The sequence below is a fragment of the Sphingomonas sp. genome (assembly GCF_035910975.1).
In the GTDB taxonomy this organism is placed as follows: Bacteria; Pseudomonadota; Alphaproteobacteria; order Sphingomonadales; family Sphingomonadaceae; genus Sphingomonas.
Genome location: NZ_JAMHWM010000029.1, coordinates 17,260 through 36,714, shown reverse-complemented (window position 1 = coordinate 36,714; position 19,455 = coordinate 17,260). Strand labels below are relative to the sequence as shown.

At 65.6% G+C, this 19,455-nt stretch carries 23 protein-coding genes; 10 read left to right on the top strand and 13 right to left on the bottom strand.

The genetic code is table 11. The annotated features are described in order from the left end of the window. Positions 1–205 precede the first annotated feature (205 nt). Complete coding sequence (locus VYI76_RS06485) at positions 206–700, bottom strand: hypothetical protein (RefSeq protein ID WP_326523964.1); 495 nt, start codon at positions 698–700, stop codon at positions 206–208. 65 nt (positions 701–765) lie between these two features. Here VYI76_RS06485 and VYI76_RS06480 point away from each other — a divergent pair, with 65 nt between their 5' ends. The 9 genes from VYI76_RS06480 (at position 766) to VYI76_RS06440 (ending at position 9,569) form a co-directional block, all read left to right on the top strand. Next, the gene (locus VYI76_RS06480; protein ID WP_326523963.1) at positions 766–1,008 is read left to right on the top strand and encodes a hypothetical protein; all 243 of its coding nucleotides are present in this window, start codon (positions 766–768) and stop codon (positions 1,006–1,008) included. A 296-nt stretch (positions 1,009–1,304) separates the two neighbouring features. Further along, the gene (locus VYI76_RS06475) at positions 1,305–3,038 is read left to right on the top strand and encodes a Mu transposase C-terminal domain-containing protein (RefSeq protein ID WP_326523962.1); all 1,734 of its coding nucleotides are present in this window, start codon (positions 1,305–1,307) and stop codon (positions 3,036–3,038) included. Then, positions 3,019–3,846, top strand: a complete 828-nt coding sequence (locus VYI76_RS06470; RefSeq protein WP_326523961.1) for an ATP-binding protein — start codon at positions 3,019–3,021, stop codon at positions 3,844–3,846. The genes VYI76_RS06475 and VYI76_RS06470 overlap by 20 nt, the downstream gene beginning before the upstream one ends. 79 nt (positions 3,847–3,925) lie before the next feature. Beyond that, positions 3,926–4,219 (top strand): hypothetical protein, encoded by a 294-nt coding sequence (locus tag VYI76_RS06465; RefSeq protein ID WP_326523960.1) that lies wholly within the window; start codon positions 3,926–3,928, stop codon positions 4,217–4,219. Between the two features lie 118 nt (positions 4,220–4,337). Continuing rightward, on the top strand, positions 4,338–4,706 hold the full coding sequence (locus VYI76_RS06460) for a hypothetical protein (protein ID WP_326523959.1): 369 nt from the start codon (positions 4,338–4,340) through the stop codon (positions 4,704–4,706). 163 nt (positions 4,707–4,869) lie between these two features. Beyond that, the gene (locus tag VYI76_RS06455; protein ID WP_326523958.1) at positions 4,870–5,454 is read left to right on the top strand and encodes a hypothetical protein; all 585 of its coding nucleotides are present in this window, start codon (positions 4,870–4,872) and stop codon (positions 5,452–5,454) included. Positions 5,455–5,483: 29 nt separating this feature from the next. Continuing rightward, entirely contained in the window at positions 5,484–5,780 is a 297-nt protein-coding gene (locus VYI76_RS06450; protein WP_326523957.1) for a hypothetical protein, read from the top strand. Then, positions 5,777–8,818 carry a hypothetical protein gene (locus VYI76_RS06445; RefSeq protein ID WP_326523956.1) on the top strand — a complete coding sequence of 1,014 codons (3,042 nt, stop codon included), beginning with the start codon at positions 5,777–5,779 and terminating at the stop codon, positions 8,816–8,818. The genes VYI76_RS06450 and VYI76_RS06445 overlap by 4 nt, the downstream gene beginning before the upstream one ends. 13 nt (positions 8,819–8,831) lie before the next feature. Continuing rightward, entirely contained in the window at positions 8,832–9,569 is a 738-nt protein-coding gene (locus VYI76_RS06440) for a phage protease (protein WP_326523955.1), read from the top strand. A gap of 405 nt (positions 9,570–9,974) precedes the next feature. On the opposite strand, the gene grxD is transcribed toward VYI76_RS06440, so the two are convergent. From grxD to thiS, 12 genes are all read right to left on the bottom strand, one after another. Beyond that, positions 9,975–10,304, bottom strand: a complete 330-nt coding sequence (gene grxD, locus VYI76_RS06435; RefSeq protein WP_326523954.1) for a Grx4 family monothiol glutaredoxin — start codon at positions 10,302–10,304, stop codon at positions 9,975–9,977. 4 nt (positions 10,305–10,308) lie between these two features. Beyond that, complete coding sequence (locus VYI76_RS06430; protein WP_326523953.1) at positions 10,309–10,554, bottom strand: BolA family transcriptional regulator; 246 nt, start codon at positions 10,552–10,554, stop codon at positions 10,309–10,311. 8 nt (positions 10,555–10,562) lie between these two features. Then, positions 10,563–10,889, bottom strand: a complete 327-nt coding sequence (locus VYI76_RS06425) for a DUF1476 domain-containing protein (RefSeq protein WP_326523952.1) — start codon at positions 10,887–10,889, stop codon at positions 10,563–10,565. A 70-nt stretch (positions 10,890–10,959) separates the two neighbouring features. Next, positions 10,960–11,961, bottom strand: a complete 1,002-nt coding sequence (locus VYI76_RS06420) for an NADPH:quinone oxidoreductase family protein (protein ID WP_326525043.1) — start codon at positions 11,959–11,961, stop codon at positions 10,960–10,962. After that, positions 11,942–12,556: a 3-isopropylmalate dehydratase small subunit gene (gene leuD / locus VYI76_RS06415; RefSeq protein ID WP_326523951.1), complete on the bottom strand. Its 615-nt coding sequence runs from the start codon at positions 12,554–12,556 to the stop codon at positions 11,942–11,944. Before leuD ends, VYI76_RS06420 begins: the two co-directional genes overlap by 20 nt. Next, on the bottom strand, positions 12,553–13,404 hold the full coding sequence (locus VYI76_RS06410; protein ID WP_326523950.1) for an N-acyl homoserine lactonase family protein: 852 nt from the start codon (positions 13,402–13,404) through the stop codon (positions 12,553–12,555). The genes leuD and VYI76_RS06410 overlap by 4 nt, the downstream gene beginning before the upstream one ends. Next, positions 13,401–14,843, bottom strand: coding sequence for a 3-isopropylmalate dehydratase large subunit (leuC, locus tag VYI76_RS06405; RefSeq protein ID WP_326523949.1), 1,443 nt, complete (start codon positions 14,841–14,843; stop codon positions 13,401–13,403). Before leuC ends, VYI76_RS06410 begins: the two co-directional genes overlap by 4 nt. 132 nt (positions 14,844–14,975) lie before the next feature. Further along, the gene (locus tag VYI76_RS06400) at positions 14,976–15,620 is read right to left on the bottom strand and encodes a CoA transferase subunit B (protein WP_326523948.1); all 645 of its coding nucleotides are present in this window, start codon (positions 15,618–15,620) and stop codon (positions 14,976–14,978) included. After that, positions 15,620–16,708, bottom strand: a complete 1,089-nt coding sequence (locus VYI76_RS06395) for a 5'-nucleotidase, lipoprotein e(P4) family (protein ID WP_326523947.1) — start codon at positions 16,706–16,708, stop codon at positions 15,620–15,622. Before VYI76_RS06395 ends, VYI76_RS06400 begins: the two co-directional genes overlap by 1 nt. Beyond that, complete coding sequence (locus VYI76_RS06390; protein ID WP_326523946.1) at positions 16,705–17,412, bottom strand: CoA transferase subunit A; 708 nt, start codon at positions 17,410–17,412, stop codon at positions 16,705–16,707. Before VYI76_RS06390 ends, VYI76_RS06395 begins: the two co-directional genes overlap by 4 nt. A gap of 154 nt (positions 17,413–17,566) precedes the next feature. Continuing rightward, complete coding sequence (locus VYI76_RS06385) at positions 17,567–17,755, bottom strand: CsbD family protein (protein ID WP_326523945.1); 189 nt, start codon at positions 17,753–17,755, stop codon at positions 17,567–17,569. 60 nt (positions 17,756–17,815) lie between these two features. Then, a complete protein-coding gene (gene thiS, locus VYI76_RS06380; protein WP_326523944.1) occupies positions 17,816–18,823 on the bottom strand; it encodes a sulfur carrier protein ThiS in 1,008 nt (335 codons plus the stop codon). A 160-nt stretch (positions 18,824–18,983) separates the two neighbouring features. On the opposite strand from thiS, the gene aroQ reads away from it, so the two are divergent. Continuing rightward, positions 18,984–19,418, top strand: a complete 435-nt coding sequence (gene aroQ, locus VYI76_RS06375) for a type II 3-dehydroquinate dehydratase (RefSeq protein WP_326523943.1) — start codon at positions 18,984–18,986, stop codon at positions 19,416–19,418. Positions 19,419–19,455: the final 37 nt, after the last annotated feature.

The window sequence follows — 19,455 nt, the reverse complement described above, 5'->3', positions numbered from 1 at the left end:
ACCGAAAATGAATGGTTGCCGCTGGAGCGAGTCATAGAGGTTGGCAGCGCGATAGGTTTACCAATTGCGGCAACAGACCCTCGGGAAGGGCTGAAATCCGCCGTTTCAGGCGTTTCCAGTGCCAATCTCTATGACTCTACGGTTTACCAGAGAAATCTTGGCGCTGGCCCCTTGGTCGTAAACGACAGCGGCGGAGGTGGTAAACCTAACTCGTAAACCCCTGCAAAGCAGGCGACGCACGAAACATGGGCATCGCTTCTTCTAGAAGCCCCCACCAATCAGCCTCCTCCGCCCCCTTTGCTGAGTAGCCGTTGAGCAGCGCCAATGCGGCGAACAATTGGGCGAGCGCGACCAAGCCAGGCAGCGATACCGCGTTCGCCAATCTCACATTCTCGGACGCATCGATCGGGTTGCCATTAGTTTTTGCTATCAGGTCAATGACGGCCGCGTTCGCGCCCGTATCTGACAGCGGCGGTAGATCGGGGGACACATAAAATATGGATTGAATGAGCCGAGTCTGAAACCATTCCACTCCCTTCGCCGATACAACACCCCGGCGCCGCCAGTTTGCTACAGCGCTGGGCAGCATCCCCATAGTTCGTGCCATGTCAGCATCGCTGCGGCACCCCAACGCCGCTCCGGTCAAATTGAGAAAGGCCTGCAAATGCTCTTTGCTGGCGGGCGGGGTCAGGACTGACATCAATGATTGATTATTAGCGTTTTTCATGTCATCAGGCCGCAACTCTGCTCATATGGGTTGCCTAGATGACCGACAGCACTCAACGCAAACGCCAACTTTCAGCGATCTGTGCCGAACCGGGTTTCACCGACGCCCGGCAGGTGATCCGTTCGATGAAGATGCGTGGAGGCTTTGAAACCGACACTGCGCTAGCCGCTTTCTTGGGTCGCTCACAAAGCGCGATTGCTCATTGGCGACGTAATGGACAGGTCCCGGAGGGCGCGGTCGTCCGTTTCGAGCAACGTATAAAAGCCTGCCGCACGGCATGATTCGCGAGTATCTCTCCACCGCCGAATTTGCCGAGCTGGTAGGCGTCTCACGACAGGCGAGCCATAAGGCGTTAAAGCGAGCGCTACTGGGTCATGCTTGGGGCGGTCTTTTTCTCGATGTGAGGGAGAGCCCGTCGGCCGCAGGTGGCGGTCGATCCGGCGTCCGCTATGAGGTGGCTCTCAGCAGTCTCTCAATGGACCTTCAGGACCGCTTTTGGGGCGTCGATACAACGGCAACGATTGCCGTTGTATCGGCCGACAACATCCCGGCCGTCCTCGATATGGCACCGCGCCCGATGCCAAAGGCGTCCCAGGGCGACCGCATCGCGCGATTGCTCGATGCCATCTCCCCCATCCTGGAGTTGCCCTACGGCTCTGGAGCGCGATCCGCCGCGATCCGGCGGGCCGTACGCCCCGGCCTGTCCGAACGCACCCTTCGGCGCTTCGTCGCCGAATATGAGGCCGGCGACTACGACCTGACCATTCTCGCGCGGCGCCGGCCGTCCAATGCCGGCAAGCGGCGCGTTCATGTCAGCCGGTCATTCGATCGCGCATATCTCGCCGCCGGCCACGATGCCGACCAGCTTTCGCACTGGGGCGAGCGCCGTGACCAGCTCCTGAACGACTGGTGGGCATCGCCCACCCAGCGGGCGGGGTGGAAGCGCGTTCGCCTGGAAGTGCAGACATCGCTGTGGCGCGAGTTGACGGATGCCGGCGTTCACATGCCGCGCAAGGCGATCGACATATCCCAACGCGCCGTGATGGCCGCGCAGCATTTCCGCGAAGTCGATGAGTACGCCCACAACCGCAAGGCGTGGGACGACGGCAAAACGCGCATTCGCCGCGACAACAGTCAGTGGCGACCGATGCAGGAAGTCGTCCTGGATGTGAAGCACCTCGACAATATCGTTACCCGCCCGGACGGCTCGACGGTGCACCCGAAGATGATCGCGTTCATGGACAGCGGGACGAAGCGCATCTTCCCGTTCTTCGTGTTTCCCACAAAAGAGGAGCGCGGCGTCCGGCAGGAACATGTCATCCGTGCATTCCTCGCCATGGTCGGCGATCCCGAGTGGGGACTGCCCGAGCGCATCTATATGGACAACGGGTCGGAGAACCTGCGCCTGACGGTGGTGCAGACCCTGCTCGACATGGTGACGTCGAGCGGCCTCAAGACGATCGTGAAGGCGAAGCCCTATTCGGGCGCGTCGAAGCCGATCGAGAGTCGTTTCTCCGAACTCGACCGGCAAATCTCGTCGCAGATGCTCGGCTATGTCGGCGGCGACCGCATGAAGCCGCATCGTCCCGAGCTGAATCGCAAGACCAGTCCCTACCCGCACGGCTACGCCGAGTTCGAGGCGGAGTATCGCATCCGCCTGCTCGATTTCGAGGATCAGCCGATCGGCTCCGGCCCGTTCGCCGGCCGCTCACCGCGCGAAATCTTTCTGGCGAGCGATCATCGCCCGGTCACGATCGACCCGCTGGCGCTCGATGCGCATTTCGCGACCTACATGGAGCGGACGGTCGATCGCGGCGCGGTGTCGATAGAGGGCACGCGCTATCGCCACCCCGAGCTGCCCAACGGGCGCAAGGTGACGGTTGCCCTCTCCTACCGCAGCGAGGCCGCGCCCCTGGTCAAGCTGCCCGGCGGCGACTGGGCCTATGTGGAGGCCGAGCAATATTACGCGCCCGGCCTGCACGACGGCGCGATCGCGGCCGGCCGCGCCCAGGCGAACGACCGTCGCCGGGTTCGCGGCCTGCGCAAGAGCGCCACCACAACCGACGTCGCCGGCAACATGCAGGCGCGTATTGGGGACCGTGTCATCGCGCTACCCACGGCAGCCGCGCCCGCGCCGATCATGGACGTGATCGCCTCATCGCAAGCCGAAGAGCTAGGCGCGGTGTGGCGCGACGAAGAACGCGCGCGCCGCACCCAGCCCGATCCGGAGGCTCCGGCGCGTGCGCGTGCCGCGCGTCGCATGGCTGTAACCGAGGAACTGGAGAGGTACTTTGCCGCTAGGAACGCATAGCAACCGGCCGTTCGTCCACACGACGATCGCGCGCCAGCTTCTCTCCCGCCTTCGCCTCACGCACGAGGAACGCGGGATCAGCGTCATCGCCGGGCCGTGGGGCATCGGCAAGAGCACCGCCATCGCCGAGTTCGTTCGCGAACAGGAGCTGGGCGTCGCCGTCGTGAAGGTCGATCCCGAGGGCAGGAAGGGTGGCGCCTCGCCACAAGCCGTCATGCGGCTGGTGCTCGAAGCCGTCGCTCCCATGATTGGCCGCACCGGCTGGCGCATAACCTCCACCACCCACTGGGCGCTGCGCCTCAATTTCCGCAATCTAATGGAGGATTGGGCGGACGATAATTACGGACGCGACTGGCAGATCGAAGCCGCCGATCGGCCCCGGTTCACGATCGTCCTGGACGAAGCGCAGTATCTTTCGCGCGAGGCGATCGAGATGCTGCGCTACTGGAACGACAGCGACGGTTCGTCCGTGCATTTCCCGATCGGCCTCGTCTTCGTCGGCAACAACGAGTTTGTCCTTCAGGAGAGCGGGGGCGACGACAGTGTGCTGTCGGGCGCGGTCCGCAGCCGCGCCATGTTCATCGAATCGCTCGAATATACGGATGTGAGCGACCTCGACCTCACGCTGTTCGCCCAGTCACGCGGTATCGACGATGCCGGAGCTATTCAGGCGATCATCGCATATTTCTCGACCCCTCGCATTCGTCGCGACCTTCGCAACGCGGAACGCTTCATCGGCGTGTTCAAGCGCCGCGCCGGCTCCGCGCCGGTCACCGCGGATATCGTCCGCACCGTCCTAGCCGCCTGATCCGATGCACCGGCAAGAAGCGCCGATGCATCGTCCCGTTCGCACCATCCTGTTTACCACGGTCGTTAAGGATTGAAGCATGACAGCCATCGCCGATCTAACCGCCGCCCATTTCGCTCGGCTTTCCGATCCCGTTAGCATCTCCGACGACCTCGATTTCCATCTTGGGCAGGTTGGCCGTTTGATGGAGACGCTTTGGAATCAGGTCGTTCATCCGACCCATCCCGGCCCGCTCGACACCGACAGCCTCGCCGTGTCGATCAGCGCGATGATTGCCTACATGGGGCAGCTTTCGCGGATCGTGGAGGCCGTACAGGCCCTTGAGCGTCGAGAGGCCCGCAACCCCGTCCGCATCGAAACCCCCGCTTCTTAGGGCTTCTTATGCCTTCTTACGGGCATATCTGGTGTCAGTCGCACCTCTCCATAACGTCCGAAACGCTCCCGGTTATGGGCCGGGCGGCCGATGCCGCGACTGACGGACGCTGAATATCGTGGCGGCAACCGGCGAGCAAGCGATGGCGGAACTGGCCGATGCGATCGGCGAGGATGCCGCGCGCGAGCTCGCCCGCCGGTTCGGCGGGACCAGCCTCTACGTGCCGCGCATGGTGGGCGACAACCACCCGGTTTGCGTCGCCTTGGGCCGCAGCGCGGCCGATCGTCTGGCGGCATGGTGCGGCGGCAGCGCTGTCGCCATTCCCAAGCAGGCCGAACGCCGCGCCCGCGTCCGCGAGCTGCGCCGCGCCGGTAAGGTGACCGTGGCAGGCATTGCGCTGGAGACCGGCTTCTCCGAAAGACACGTCTACCGCCTGCTGCGCGCCGACGACGACGCGCGCCAGCCGGGCCTGTTCGATCCCCAATAACCTGCCCTGACGCACGTCAGGTCGCCGACGCAGTCGGCCACTCCCATACCAGCCAGGCGCATCCTTGGTGGCCGGTTATCCGGCGTTAGTTCCCGGGTTTGATCCATTGCCCGGGGCCTTCTCGGGGCACTGTGGATGCGCACCCATTCACTGCGGGGCTAGCATGGCGATTACCGATTTCATCAAAGCGTTGACCGAGGCACGCGACCGTATCGCCAGTCTCAATCTTGAGATCGGCGAGCTTGAGGCCAAGCGTCACGCGATCGCTATGACGCCGCCACATACCGATGACATCATCGCCGCATATATGCGCGGACTGGACACGGCGGTTGCCGAGTACGAACGCCGCCTGGGCTGGTACCTGAACGCCGCCAATGTCACCAAGCCTTATGCGGCCGACACGGTCAGCAAAGGCGAGCCGCGCCTTTTAACCGTGCCGCCTGGTCGGCCGGGCATCGGACACGAGGTGCTTTTCCACAATTCTCAGTTGAGCAGCGGCGGGCATCCGGTCGACCCTGCGGCTATCACCTATTTCATGCGCGACGTGATCGCCGAACGCATTCCCGGCTTGGTGAGTAAATACGTGCCTGGAGCGGAACAGGGGCTGCGGCAAGCCGATCGCGAAGCCGCGTTGCGGGAGGTGGATACCAAGCTTGGTCTGCTGATCGATGAGCGCGACGCGCTGTTGGCCAGCCTGGGCCACGCGCGCGAGGCGGCTGAGCCGACCAAGGTTCAGACGCTCCAGTGAGGGGGGACCTCAAAGACGAACTCGTCGAGGTGATCGGCGAGCTGGCAACGATCGCACTCGCGGAGGCGTTTGGTGGCACCCGTCTATATATCCCGATGCGGCAGCATCCCGACTGCGAAATCGTCCACGCGATCGGCATCATAGCCGCCCAGGAACTCTCCCATCGGTTCGCACCCGACGTTATTCGCGTGCCGCTTCTTCGAAATATGCGTGCACAGCACTACCGCGACACCGGCTTGAGCCACGCGAAAATCGCTGTCCGCCTGGGCATGACGGAGGCCGGCGTGAATCGATTGTTTGCCCGGCTGAAGCTCCAGAACAAATGACCTTCAAGACCAGCATTATCATCACTGGTGACAGCTCGGTTGCGCAGCGCGAAGTCAAGGCGCTGACGCAGGATGTTCGCGCCTTGGGCGGCGCGGCGACCGGTTCGATCGCGCCGCTCAACAACGTCGATGGCGCGCAGCGCCGGGTAGCGACCAGCGCGACTAGCGCCGCCACCGCGACCACGCGCGCGGCTGCCGCGACGACAACCGGCGCCACCGCCAGCCGTGGAGCGGCCATCGCCCAGGGCGCGTTGGCGGCAGCGACGGGAACCGCGACCGTGGCGCTGGGCGCGCTCGGTGTCACCGCGACGACGGTTCAGGCAATCCTGACAGGTGGCCTTAGCCTCGCCGTCACGGCGGTGGTGGCGGGTATCGGCGCGCTGACCGCTGGGTATCTGACGAACTCCGACGCAGCGGAGGCCGCCGCCGCCGGGGCCGATGGCCTGGCCGACGCCCAGTCGGCCCTGGGCAAGATCTTCAGCCTTACGTCCGGCGAGCTTCAGAACCAGAACTCGCTGCTGGTGCTCAACGCCCGGCTCATGGCAAACAACCTGCGCGCGGAGGCGCTGGTAAAGGGGACGAGCGCACGGCAAACCCTGCGTTCGGCGGGTATCGATCCGGCCGCATCGGCTGGCAACACGGCACTCGCGCTCGCTCAGCCGGCCCTGAGCGGGATTTCGCTGTTCGACCCGAAAGCCAACCCCGAGGTTCGCGCCCTCGCGGCGCGCGCTCGAATGGCGATCCAGATGGCGGAAAGCGCGGCACGGTCGCGCGAGGTAGACGCGATCTTCGCCCAGGCAGGCAAGACCAATTTCAAGGGTAGCGGCACGGACCTCGCCGGGTTCCGGCAGGCGTTGCTCGACGGCATCGAAGGTGACCTGAAGCGCCGAACTGCCGGCTTGATCGATCAGTCGCTCAACTCGGGCGTGCTGGCGAAGGAGTTTCGCCGGTCCGGCGGCGGTACCGAGCGGGACGCGGGGAATGCCCGGACGCTGGCGACCGCAACCGACGCGGCAGCGGCGGCGCAAGGTCGCCTTGCCCGCGATCTCGAAGGCGTCATCGCGCGCTACGATCCGGCCCGCAAAGCTGCCGCCGACTATGCTGATGAACTGGCGCGGATCGATCGCCTGGCCGCCGCGTACGATCCGGCAAAGGGTATCGGCCTCTCCCCGGCAGACGCCGATCGGTATCGGTCGGCGGCGGGCGACGCCCATCGCCGCAGCCAGGCCGCACTGTTCGGCAAGGCCGATATTCAGGCGACCCGTGACGAGGCCGACGCGATCGACAAGGTTATCGCCGGCCTGCGCGGCGAGTTGGCGGTGCGCAAGGAACTCGATCCGGTCCAACGGTCGATCCTTCAGCATCGCCAGGCGCTGTTCGACCTGGCGAAGTCCGATCCGCAGGCCGCCGCGCAGAAGGAAGCGGAACTGCGTACCGCTTATGCCCAGCTCGAAGTGCAGGACCGGGTGAATGATGCGATCCGTGAAGCCGCCCAGGCCAAGCGCATGCTCAAGGATGCCGCCCTTGGCGCCCTCGACGCGATCATCATCGGCGGCGAGAAGGCTGGCGACGTAATCGACCGCCTGGCCGGCTCGATCGCGTCGGCCGCGCTTGAGGCGACGCTGTTCAAGACGGGGCCGCTCGCGGCGATGTTGCGCGGCGAGGCAGTACCGAAAGGTCCGAACGGCGAAACGCCCGCCCAGGAGGCGGGCAAGGAACTGGGCAAGACGCTTGACCGCGTGTTCGGCACCGGGGGCAGCTTCGCGGCCACGCTGAAGAATGCCGGCATCGGCTATATCGCGGGCGGTATCGCCGGCAGCGGCGTCGGCGGCGCGATCGGCGGCGCAGTCGTCGGCAAGATGGCCGAGAAATATTTGTCCAAGGCGCTGGGCAGTCTTGCCGGCCCGCTCGGTTCGATCGCGGGCGGGTTGCTGGGCGGCGCGATCGGCGGGCTGCTGGCGCCGAAGGCTAAGCCGGGCGGCGCCACCGTGTCGAACGTTGGCGGTTCGGCCGGGATGAGCGGGGCGGTAGGCAGCGACCGCGCGGCGATCCAGGCGGGCACCGGCCTGGCCGGATCGGTCGCGGCGACGATCAACCAGATCGTCGGCCAGCTCGGCGGCGCGATCGGTGACTTCAGCGTGCAGATCGGCAAGTACAAGGACGATCTGCGCGTCAACGTGAACGGCCGTCCGCTCGGCGGCGTCACCGGCTCCGGCGCGTCCGGCTTCGGCAGCGACGAGAATGCCGCGGTTAACTTCGCGGTCGCCCAGGCGATCGCCCAGGGCGCGATCAGTGGCGTGTCGGATGCGGTGGCGAAAGCCATCCGTTCCAACCCCAATGTAGATGGCGCGTTGAAGGAAGCGCTGAAGGTGCAGGAGGTGGAAGCCCTGCTCGGCGGGATCGCTGGCGCCGCCGAGAAAGCGTTTAGAGACCTCGAAGCGACCGCTAAGGAGCGTGTAAGGGTCGCGTCGCAATATGGCTTTGACGTGATCGCGATCGAGAAGCGCAATGCGGACGATCGCACGAAGCTGGCGGAGGATCTGGTCAAGGGCCAGATCGGGTCGCTCAAGACGCTGGTCGACGAGATGACGCGCGGTTCGCTGTTCGAGGGCAACGCGGCCGAGCGTATGGCGGCGCTCGACACCGCGATCGTCAAGGCGAAGGGCGATCTCGACGCCGGTGTCGATGGTGCCGGTGACGAACTGGCCCGCCTCTATGAGCAGCGGCTCGCAACGTCGAAGTCCGCCTTCGGCACGACAGGCAGCTACGCGGCCGATCGCGCGCGCATCCTGGACGAGGCGCGCGCGGCGATCGCCAAGGCCAACGAACGCATCGTCCAGGCGCAGGCCGCGACGCCGGCCACGTCTTTCGACCCGGCGCTCAACCAGATGAACGCCTCGCTCGACGAGAATAACGACCAGAACGCCCGCCTGATCGCCGGCATCGAGGCCCTGGAGCGCGGGCAAGCGGTCAGCCAGGCGCTGTTGAGCCAGATCGCAGGAAGCGAGTTCGACCTCAGACAACTCGCACAAGTGTAACGGAGCTTATTCGATGCCGGCCGACGAAATCGCGCTATGCGCTGCGATCCAGATAACCGATCATGGCCCGGCGCCGCGCTGGGTGCATCTGCTGCCAACGGGCGCGGTCAACACGCGCGATGGCCGTGGCCCCTATCGCATACCCGACCCGACTGCCGTCATAACCGCGTCGATGCCGGCCGGTCGTAAACTTGTTCTTGATGAGAATCACGCGACCGACCTCGCAGCACCAAGAGGTGGCGCCGCGCCTGCGCACGGATGGATAACCGAACTTCAGGCCCGTGGAGATGGCATTTGGGGTCGCGTCGATTGGGTCGATCCCGAAAGTCGCATCTGGAAGCGCTACAATGGCGTGTCACCTGTGATCGCCCACCGGAAAGACGGCACGATATTGCAGGTTCTACGCGCAAGTCTGACCAACACGCCAAACTTGGCAGGTCTCAACTCGCTCCACTCCTACCAGGCGAAGTCGGCTGAGCCATCCTCGATAGCGCTTCAGGCACAGGAAATCGCCGACAAGGCGATCGCATATCAGTCCTATAAGGCGACGTGCGGGGAGTACATCAGCATCGCCGAAGCCGTGACGAGGGTGCTTCCCTCCCCGCAGCCAAAAGCTGATAGGTCAGTCGCGGTTGCACTCCAGGCCGAACAGCTAGTTGCGAAGGCGCGGACGCATCAGGCGAGGCTTGCCGGCCTCGGCACCATCATCAGCTTCGCCGACGCGGTGACGGCCGTTAAGGGCGAAATCTGACCGGTCTGTGTCCTAACGATTCCATCTAATTCCGGCTAATCCCGATATTCCCGCCTCCAGTGCCAGTCTCTATGTCTCTACCTACCGCGACGAAACGATATCGTCGCGAAATGCACCGCCACGCCGATGAGCGATTTTCGTGTCGGGGAATTTTACAGGCGCGTGTCGCGGTTAATGCACGTTTACCACCCGCGCTCGCTGATTTCCGCGGTTGTCGGGAATTGGCACGCGGCTGGCATCATGATGGGCAGCCGAGCGTTCGACGCTTCAGCAGGGCGGGTCGCCAAAGCCCCCAACGGTCTCCATTTCAGCGCGACCCGCCCGCACCCGGCTTCTCACCGAGTAGGAAATGGACGAGCAGATTTAGCGAAGACACCGATCGCGACTCGCGCGATCGACGCTGCATCAGGCGTGGGCGACCCCCTTCTCCTCGAGCAGCGCCTTGAGTTCGCCGCTCTCGTACATCTCCATCATGATGTCCGATCCCCCGACAAACTCGCCTTTCACATAGAGCTGCGGGATGGTCGGCCAGTCGCTAAACGCCTTGATGCCCTGACGGATGTCCTGATCCTGCAGGACATCGACCGAATCGAACTCGACGCCCAGATGCTGGAGGATGGCGATCGCACGGCTGGAAAAGCCGCATTGCGGGAACAGGGGGCTGCCCTTCATGAACAGCAGCACGTCGGCACCGTTCACAAGGTCGCCGATGCGGGCATGGGTCTGGTCGGTCATAGGCTTAATCCTGTGCGGGCGCCGGGACGGCGGTGGTCAGTTGCAGCGCGTGGAGCACGCCGCCCATCCGCCCGCCCAGCGCCGAATAGACGGCACGTTGCTGGGCGACGCGGCTCATGCCGCGGAAACTCTCCGCCGTAACCCGCGCGGCATAATGATCGCCGTCGCCCGCAAGGTCGGTGATCTCGACTGTCGCGTCCGGAATCCCGTCGCGGATCAGCGCCTCGATCTCGTCTGCGGCCATCGGCATCGTCGGGTTTACTTCGCTTCCATGAGCTGGCGGCGCGCCTCGACCAGCGCCTCTTCGAGCGCGCGGCGCACCGCGGCCTCGTCACCGTCCGCGACGCCCGCGGCCGTCAGGTCACCGACCACCTTGCGGATCACGTCCTCGTCGCCGGATTCCTCGAAATCGGCCTGGACCACCGCCTTGGCATAGGCATCGGTCTCTTCGGGCGTCAGGCCCATCTTGGCCGCGGCCCATTGCCCGACCAGCCGGTTGCGACGCGCTGTGACGCGGAACGCCATCTCCTCGTCCATCGCGAACTTGGTTTCGAAAGCACGTTCGCGGTCGTCGAAGGTCGTCATCGGTGGCCCCTTGATAGCTTCATGCGGAGATAGGGCGGCGGGCGAAGGCGCGCAACCGCCCTGCCCCGCCTTAGCGCGAAACCTCGACCACGAGCTTTCCGATCGCGCTGCGCGCGGCCATCCTGGCGATCGCGTTGCCGCCATCCTCGAACGCGAAGACATCGGTCACGCGCGGATTGATCTTCCCCTCGCTCCACAGCCGGAACAGCGTGTCGATATGGGTAGCATTGGCCTGCGGATCGCGCGCGGCGAACGCACCCCAGAACACGCCGCACACGTCGCAACTCTTAAGCAGGGTCAGGTTGAGCGGCAGCCTCGGGATACCCGCCGGGAAGCCGACCACCAGATAGCGCCCTTCCCAGCCGATCGATCGCAGGGCCGGTTCGGCATAGTCGCCGCCGACCGGATCGTAGATCACGTCATAGCCGCCCTTGCCACCGGCGGCCTTGAACTGATCGGCCAGCGCCCTGGACTGATCCTTGTCGAACGGCGCGCGGGCGTAGACGATCGTTTCGTCCGCCCCGGCCTGCCGCGCGGCAGCCGCCTTCTCGTCAGACGACACTGCGGCGACCACGCGCGCGCCATAAGCCTTGCCCAGTTCGATCGCCGCCAGCCCGACGCCCCCAGCCGCGCCCAGCACCAGCAGGCTGTCGCCCGTCTTCAGATGTCCGCGATCCAGCAGCGCGTGGATCGTCGTCGCGTAGGTGAGCAACAACGCCGAGCCTTCGGCGAAGCTGCGTCCTTCCGGCAGGCGATAGAGTTTCTCCGCATCGACCGCGACCTTCTCCGCCAGCCCGCCGTGGCCGACGACGCCGATCACCCGGTCACCCGGAGCCCAGCCGGTCACGCCCTCGCCCACGCTGTCCACCACGCCCGCTATCTCGCCACCCGGCGCGAAGGGGCGTTCGGGCCTGAACTGGTATCTGTCCTCGATGATGAGGACGTCGGGATAGTTGATCGAACAGGCGCGGACGGCCACCACGACCTGTCCGGCACCAGCGGCCGGATCGCCGACCTCGCCGAGTTTCAGGGTTTCCGGTCCGCCGGCAGCCTCAGACAGCAACGCTCGCATCATGGCCTCTCCCGCTGATCCACGGGCGGTGGCTTGCATCCGCGGATTCGAATTTCGAAATCGCAGCATGTTTTGCCAGCGTCAGGCCGATCTCGTCCAGCCCCTGCATCAGGCAATCGCGGCGGAACGCGTCGAGCTCGAACGGGAAACGGTCCTGATAGCTGGTGGTGACGGTCATCGTCTCCAGATCGACTGTCACCTCGCCGTCCTTAGCCGCCTCGACCAGTCGGTCGATCGCCTCCTGCGGCAGCACCACCGGCACGATGCCGTTCTTGAACGCGTTGCCGGAGAAAATGTCCGAGAAGCTCGGCGCGATCACCGCGCGGATTCCCAGATCCCCGATCGCCCAGGCCGCGTGCTCGCGGCTCGACCCGCAACCGAAATTGTCACCGGCGATCAGGATCGGGCTGCCCGCATAGCGCGGGTCGTCGAATATATTGCCGTCGATCGCGCGCACCGTCTCGAACGCACCCCTGCCCAGCCCCTCGCGCGTGGTGGTCTTCAGCCAGTGCGCCGGAATGATGATGTCGGTGTCGATGTTCTTCGCGCCCCAAGGATAGGCGCGGCCCGACACTATGGTGACCGGATCGTTCATTCGGCGGCCTTCGGGAAAGCGGGAAGTTTGGCTACGTCGGCGGGTTCGTGCTGGATGATGACGGTGGCCTTCAGATTGGTCGCGAGTTTCTTGAACCGATCGAGGCTGGCGAGCGTGTCCGCGCGGTTGGTGTTGAAGCTCGGCACGCCATTCGCCGTGTAGTTCTCGGTGAAATGGGCGAGGTCGCCGCTCAGCATCAGCGTGCGGTCCTTCAGCTTCACGATCAGCGCGTGGTGGCCGGGCGTATGCCCGGGCATATCGATGATCCGCACGCGCCCGTCGCCGAACACGTCGCGATCGCCGGCGAGCGGATCGACCTTGCCACCGCCGGTCACCCAGTGAGTGAGCGGGGCGGCATTGATGCCAGGTGCGGGAGGCGTCGCGCTGAGCGCGGCCCAGTCCGCCGCGCCGATAATCAGGGTCGCTGCGGGAAACGCCTGCGCCTGCCCGATGTGATCGAAATGATAATGGCTGATGCCGATGCGCCCGACCTGTTCGGGCCTGATGCCCAGGTCTGCCAGTTGCTCGACGATCGTCCGGGTCACCGTCGCGTCCATGGGCAGCCTGGGGTCGATCGCCTTGCCCTTCATCGCGGCGGGCAGGCCGGTGTCCCACAGCATGATCTGGTCGCCGTGGCGGATCAGGTAGCAGCCGACCACCAGCCGCTTCGACTGGCCGACATAGGCGTCGGTATCCGAAAACAGGTTAAGGTCGTTCGCCGCGACGGTGCCGCAGTCGAGCCGGGTGACGCTGAGCTTCGCCGGCGCCCGCTCCTGCCCCCCGGCGGCGAAGGCGCACAGCGCGCTGACGATCGTCCCCGCCGCCAGCAGCGCGAATATACGCTTCATGCTACCTTGCCCCCCATCAGGTCGCGGACATCGGCCAGCCGCCCCGTCACCGCCGCCGCCGCCGCCATCGCGGGCGACAGCAGGTGGGTGCGCGCGCCCGGCCCCTGCCGGCCGACGAAATTGCGGTTGCTGGTCGACGCGCAGCGTTCGCCCGGCGGCACCTTGTCGGGGTTCATCGCCAGGCACATCGAACAGCCAGGTTCGCGCCATTCGAAGCCGGCGTCGACGAAGATGCGGTCGAGCCCCTCCGCCTCAGCCTGGCGCTTGACCAGGCCGGAGCCCGGCACCACCAGCGCGCGGACACCGTCCGCCACATGCCGTCCGTCGGCGACAGCCGCCGCCGCGCGCAGATCCTCGATCCGGCTGTTGGTGCAGCTGCCGATGAAGACGTTCTGCACGTCCACGTCCTGCATCCGCATGCCCGGCTCAAGCCCCATATAGTCGAGCGACTTGCGCGCGGCGATGCGCTTCGCGGGATCGGCGAAGCTGTCGGGATCGGGCACGATGCCGGTGATCGGTACCACGTCCTCGGGGCTGGTGCCCCAGGTCAGCGATGGCGCGATATCGGTCGCGTCGAGCTTCACCACCGCATCGTACACAGCGTTCGCGTCGGTCGGCAGCGTCCGCCAATAGGCGATCGCCCTGTCCCATGTATCGCCGCGCGGGGCCATCGGCCGCCCCTTCAGATAGGCGAAGGTCGCCTCGTCCGGCGCGATCAGCCCGGCGCGCGCGCCGCCCTCGATCGACATGTTGCTGACGGTCAGCCGCCCCTCGACCGACATCGCGCGAATGACTTCTCCGGTATACTCGATGACGTAACCGCTCCCGCCCGCCGCGCCGATGCGGCCGATGATCGCCAGCACCACGTCTTTTGCCGACACGCCGAAGCCGAGCGTGCCGTCGACGCGGATTTCCATCGTCTTCGACTGTTTCAGCAGCAAGGTCTGCGTCGCCAGCACATGCTCGACCTCGCTGGTGCCAATGCCGAAGGCGAGCGCCCCCAGCGCGCCGTGTGCCGAGGTATGGCTGTCGCCGCACACCAGCGTCGTGCCGGGCAGCGTGAAACCCTGTTCCGGGCCGACGACATGAACGATGCCCTGCTCGGCGGCGAGCGCATCGATATAGGGCACGCCGAACGCCTCCACGTTGGCGCGCAGCGTCGCCAACTGGTTGGCGCTTTCCGGATCGGCGATCGGCAGGGGGTTGCCCGCCGCATCGGCCCGAGCGGTCGTCGGCAGGTTATGATCGGGCACCGCCAGCGTCAGATCCGGTCGCCGCACCGGGCGACCGGCGGCCTTGAGCCCCGAGAACGCCTGTGGACTGGTCACTTCGTGCACCAGGTGACGATCGATGTAGATCAGGCAGGTGCCGTCGTCGCGGCGTTCGATCACGTGATCGGCCCAGATCTTTTCGTAGAGGGTGAGAGGTCGGCTGGCCATGGCACGACCTCCGTTAGCCGGAAGCCGCGCCGGATCAAGCCAAAGCGAAATTTACTTTAGACGAAGCGCTGCTTCCTCCGCAGCCGCATGGCGGTCGCGCGCGCTTCCCGGCCGCAGCGGCGAAAGCGCGCTTCACGCCGCCAGTGGCAGGTAATGCGCCGTCGTCTTTTCGGCGACCTCCTCCTCGGTCACGCCTGGCGCCAGTTCGATCAGGCGGAACGGGCTGTCGTGATCGGGCCGCTGAAACACCGCCAGGTCGGTGACGATCATGTCCACCACGTTCCTGCCAGTCAGCGGCAGGGTGCATGCGCCGATGAACTTGGGGTCGCCGTTCTTCGACGTATGCTCCATCACGACGATGATCTTCTTGACGCCGGCGACCAAGTCCATCGCGCCGCCCATCCCCTTGATCATCTTGCCGGGGATCATCCAGTTGGCGATGTCGCCGTTCTCCGCGACTTCCATCGCGCCGAGGACGGTCAGGTCGATATGCCCGCCGCGGATCATCGCGAAACTGTCCGCGCTGCTGAAATAGACCGAGGAGGGCAGCTCGCTGATCGTCTGCTTGCCGGCATTGATCAGGTCGGGATCGACTTCGTCCTCATAGGGGAACGGACCGATGCCCAGCATGCCATTTTCAGACTGGAGCGTCACCGTCATCCCGGCCGGGATGTTGTTGGCGACCAGCGTCGGGATGCCGATCCCCAGGTTCACGTAATAGCCGTCGCGCAGTTCCTGCGCCGCGCGCGCAGCCATCTGATTACGGTCCCAGGGCATTATTTCTTCTCCTCGGCCGGATCGGCCCAGCGGGTGGTCACGGGAAAAATATCGTCGAACCCGCCCTTCAGCGCCGATCCGTAGACCGGGTTGGGCAGCATGAACCAGCCATTGCCCCACAGCCCGGCGAGGTCGACCGAGCCGGCAAGCGCACGACGGGTGGAAGGAGTCAGCTTCGGATCGTTGAACAGATCGCTGAAATCGCCAAGCTGGTCGCCGACCAGCGCGATCACGCAATAGCCGCTGGCGATCGCCCAGCGCCGATCGTCCTTCGCCGATCCGCCGCCGTCGTCACCCTTCAGCCACAGCGTCGATCCGTGCCTGGCCGGGCCCAGGCCGGCGAAATCGAGCGCCGCCTCGGTCTGGGCCGCGCTTTGCGCTGTGCGGTTCGAATTGAAGATTACGGTGATGCCTGAACCGCGCGCCGCATCGACGGCCATCTTGGCGCCGGGCACCGCGACGATCTTGTCCGCGCCCGTCTGTTCCCAGCGTTCCCATCGTGCCGCGTCGAAACTTTCGCCACGCCGCGCGGCATCGGCCTCATAGCCCAGGTTGAGCAGCACGGTCTCGTCGATGTCGAGGACGATCGCCAGCGGCTTCGGGCCGCAGGGTTCGAACTGCGGCGCGTTGAGCGATGCGCCGTCGGACAGGATCACCTGGCGCAGCCGGTCCTTGCGGCCATGGACGACGATGTCGGCGAGATAGCGGGTGAGGCCGCGATAAGCCTGGATCGACCCAGCCGCCCCCTCGCCCGATCCGTAGAGATACTGCATCGCCTCCGGGACAGTCGTCGCCGGGGCGCTCGGGGCCGGGGCACTCGTGGCCGGGCGCGCCGTCGGGAAGGTTCCATCGGGCGCCGGCAGCGCGGTGACGCCCGGCATCACCTGCCAGCGGCCATCGGCCGGAGCGCCCTGCACCTGCGTTGCGACGGGGCGGGCAGGCTTCGTCCGCGCCACCCGCTGGTCGCGCTTTTCCTCCATCCCCTTTCGCACGATCGCCGACGACGCCGCGATCGGGATCGCCGCGGCGATGCAGCCGCCCAGCGCCGGCAGCAGCGACAGGGCACAGATCGTTCGTCGAGGGATCACGCCGCCTCGCGCGGGCGGGTCGTCACGAACTCGATCTTCTTGTCGTAGGGGGCGCCGAGGATCATCCGTTTCACATAGATACCAGGCAGGTGGATGTGATCGGGGTCGATGCTGCCGACCGGCACCACTTCCTCGACCTCGGCGACGCAGATGCGGCCCGCCGTAGCCATCGGCTGGTTGAAATTGCGCGCGGTCTTGCGGAAGATCAGGTTGCCGGCCTCGTCGGCCTTCCAACCCTTGATGATCGACAGGTCGGCCCGGATGCCGCGTTCTAGGATGTAATCCTCCCCGTCGAAGGTCTTCACCTCCTTGCCCTCGGCGACCAGCGTGCCGACGCCGGTCCTGGTGTAGAAGCCGGGAATGCCCGCACCGCCCGCGCGGCAGCGTTCGGCGAGCGTACCCTGCGGACAGAATTCGACCTCGAGCTCGCCCGACAGATACTGGCGCTCGAATTCCTTGTTCTCGCCGACGTAGGACGAGATCATCTTCCTCACCTGACGGCTGCGCAGCAGCTTGCCCAGCCCCTCGCCGTCGATTCCGGCGTTGTTGCTGGCGATTGTCAGGCCGGTAACGCCCGACGCCTGGATCGCGTCGATCAACCGTTCGGGGATGCCGCAGAGCCCGAAACCGCCCGCGCAGATCGTCATCCCGTCGTGGAGCAGTCCGTCGAGCGCCGCCATGGCATCGGGATATAGCTTGTTCATCGGACGTCCTCCTCGGGTATGGCGGCGATTAGGGCGGCGCGTGGGGCGTGGTCAAGCAAAGCTGAACCGCGCTTCAAGTCCGTCAGCGATGCCCGGACGCAAAACGGGCCGCCCGGTTGTCCGGACGGCCCGCTGCGTTCAGGAAGACGAACGATCAGATGTCGTCGCCCAGCGCGCCCTTCACCTTGCCAGCGAACTGCTGCGCCTTGCCCTTGCCTTCCTGTGCGACACCTTCGGCGGCAAGCTTGTCGTTGCGATCGGCGCCATCGCCGGCCACCGCCTGCTTCACCTTGCCTAACGCCTCGTTGACGTTCCCCTTAACCTTGTCGACCAGTTCGCCCATGACGCTCACTCCAATATGTTGCGGTTGCTGTCTCAACGCGGAGCGGCGGGCGGTGTTCCGTCAGATCAGGCCGGCAAGCGGGCTCGACGGATCGGCGTAGCGGCGCTTCGCCATCCGGCCGGCGCGGTAGGCGAGGCGCCCGCTCTCGACCGCCGCCTTCATCGCGGCGGCCATCATCACCGGGTCCTTCGCCTCGGCGATCGCGGTGTTCATCAGCACCCCGTCGCAGCCCAGTTCCATCGCAGCCGCAGCGTCGGACGCCGTGCCGACGCCCGCATCGACCAGTACCGGCACCTTCGCGCCTTCGACGATCAGGCGGATCATCACCGGGTTCTGGATGCCCAGGCCAGATCCGATCGGCGCGCCAAGCGGCATGATCGCGACGGCGCCGGCGTCCTCCAGCCGCTTCGCCGCGATGGGATCGTCTGCACAATACACCATCGGCAGGAACCCTTCCTTCGCCAGAACCTCGGTCGCGCGCAGCGTCTCGAGCATGTCGGGATAGAGCGTGCGGGCCTCGCCCAGCACCTCGAGCTTGACCAGGTCCCAGCCGCCCGCCTCGCGCGCCAGCCGCAGCGTGCGGATCGCGCTCTCGGCATCGAAACAGCCGGCAGTGTTGGGCAGGTAGGTGACCTTCTTCGGATCGATATAGTCGGTCAGCATCGGCGCGGTCGGATCGCTTACGTTCACGCGGCGCACCGCCACGGTGACGATCTCGGCGCCCGACGCTTCCAGCGCGGCGGCGTTCTGCTCGAAATCCCGATACTTGCCGGTGCCGACGATCAGGCGCGAGCGAAATGTCCGGCCCGCCACCGTCCAGCTGTCATCCGCCAGCGGCCGGGCGTGATCGCCGCCGCCGACGAAATGGACGATCTCCAGTTCGTCGCCGTCCTCAACCCGTACCTCGCTCAGCGTCGAGCGCGGCACCACTTCCAGGTTGCGTTCCACCGCCAGCTTGGCGGGAACGAGGCCGATGCTCTCGGCGAGTTCGGCAATCGTCATGCCTGCGGCGACACGGCGATGCTCGCCGTTGAGGGTGATCGAAACGGTGCCGTCGCTGTGGGTCATGCAAACTTCCGTTCGGGCTGAGCTTGTCGAAGCCCTGCCCTTCTTCTACGGCCCGTTGGAAGAAGAAGGGCAGCCCTTCGACAAGCTCAGGGCGAACGGACTTGGTCGGTCGCGCACCACCTAGGGTCCGTATCGCGCGCGTTCAATCGAAAGCATGTGGATGGCCGATCTGATCTACGTCCTGAACGGTCCCAACCTGAACCTGCTCGGCACCCGCGAGCCGGAGATCTACGGGGCCGACACGCTCGACGACATCGCCGGCATGCTGGAGGATCGGGCGCGCGATCTCGATATCGAGATCGACCTGCGCCAGTCGAACCACGAGGGGCACCTCGTCGACTGGCTGCACGAAGCGCAGGCGCGGGGGGCCAGGGCGGTCATCCTGAACGCGGGCGCCTTCACCCACACCTCGATCGCGCTGCACGACGCGATCAAGGCGATCCGCACCCCGGTGATCGAGGTACACTTGTCGAACCCGCACACGCGCGAGGACTTCCGACATGTCAGCTTCGTCGGCCGCGCGGCAAAGGGAACGATCGCGGGTTTCGGCGCGCTGTCCTATAGCCTTGCGCTGGACGCCGCCGCCCGCTTCTGACAAAGGCGCGCGCTTTCGAAAGATCGGGTTCGAGATA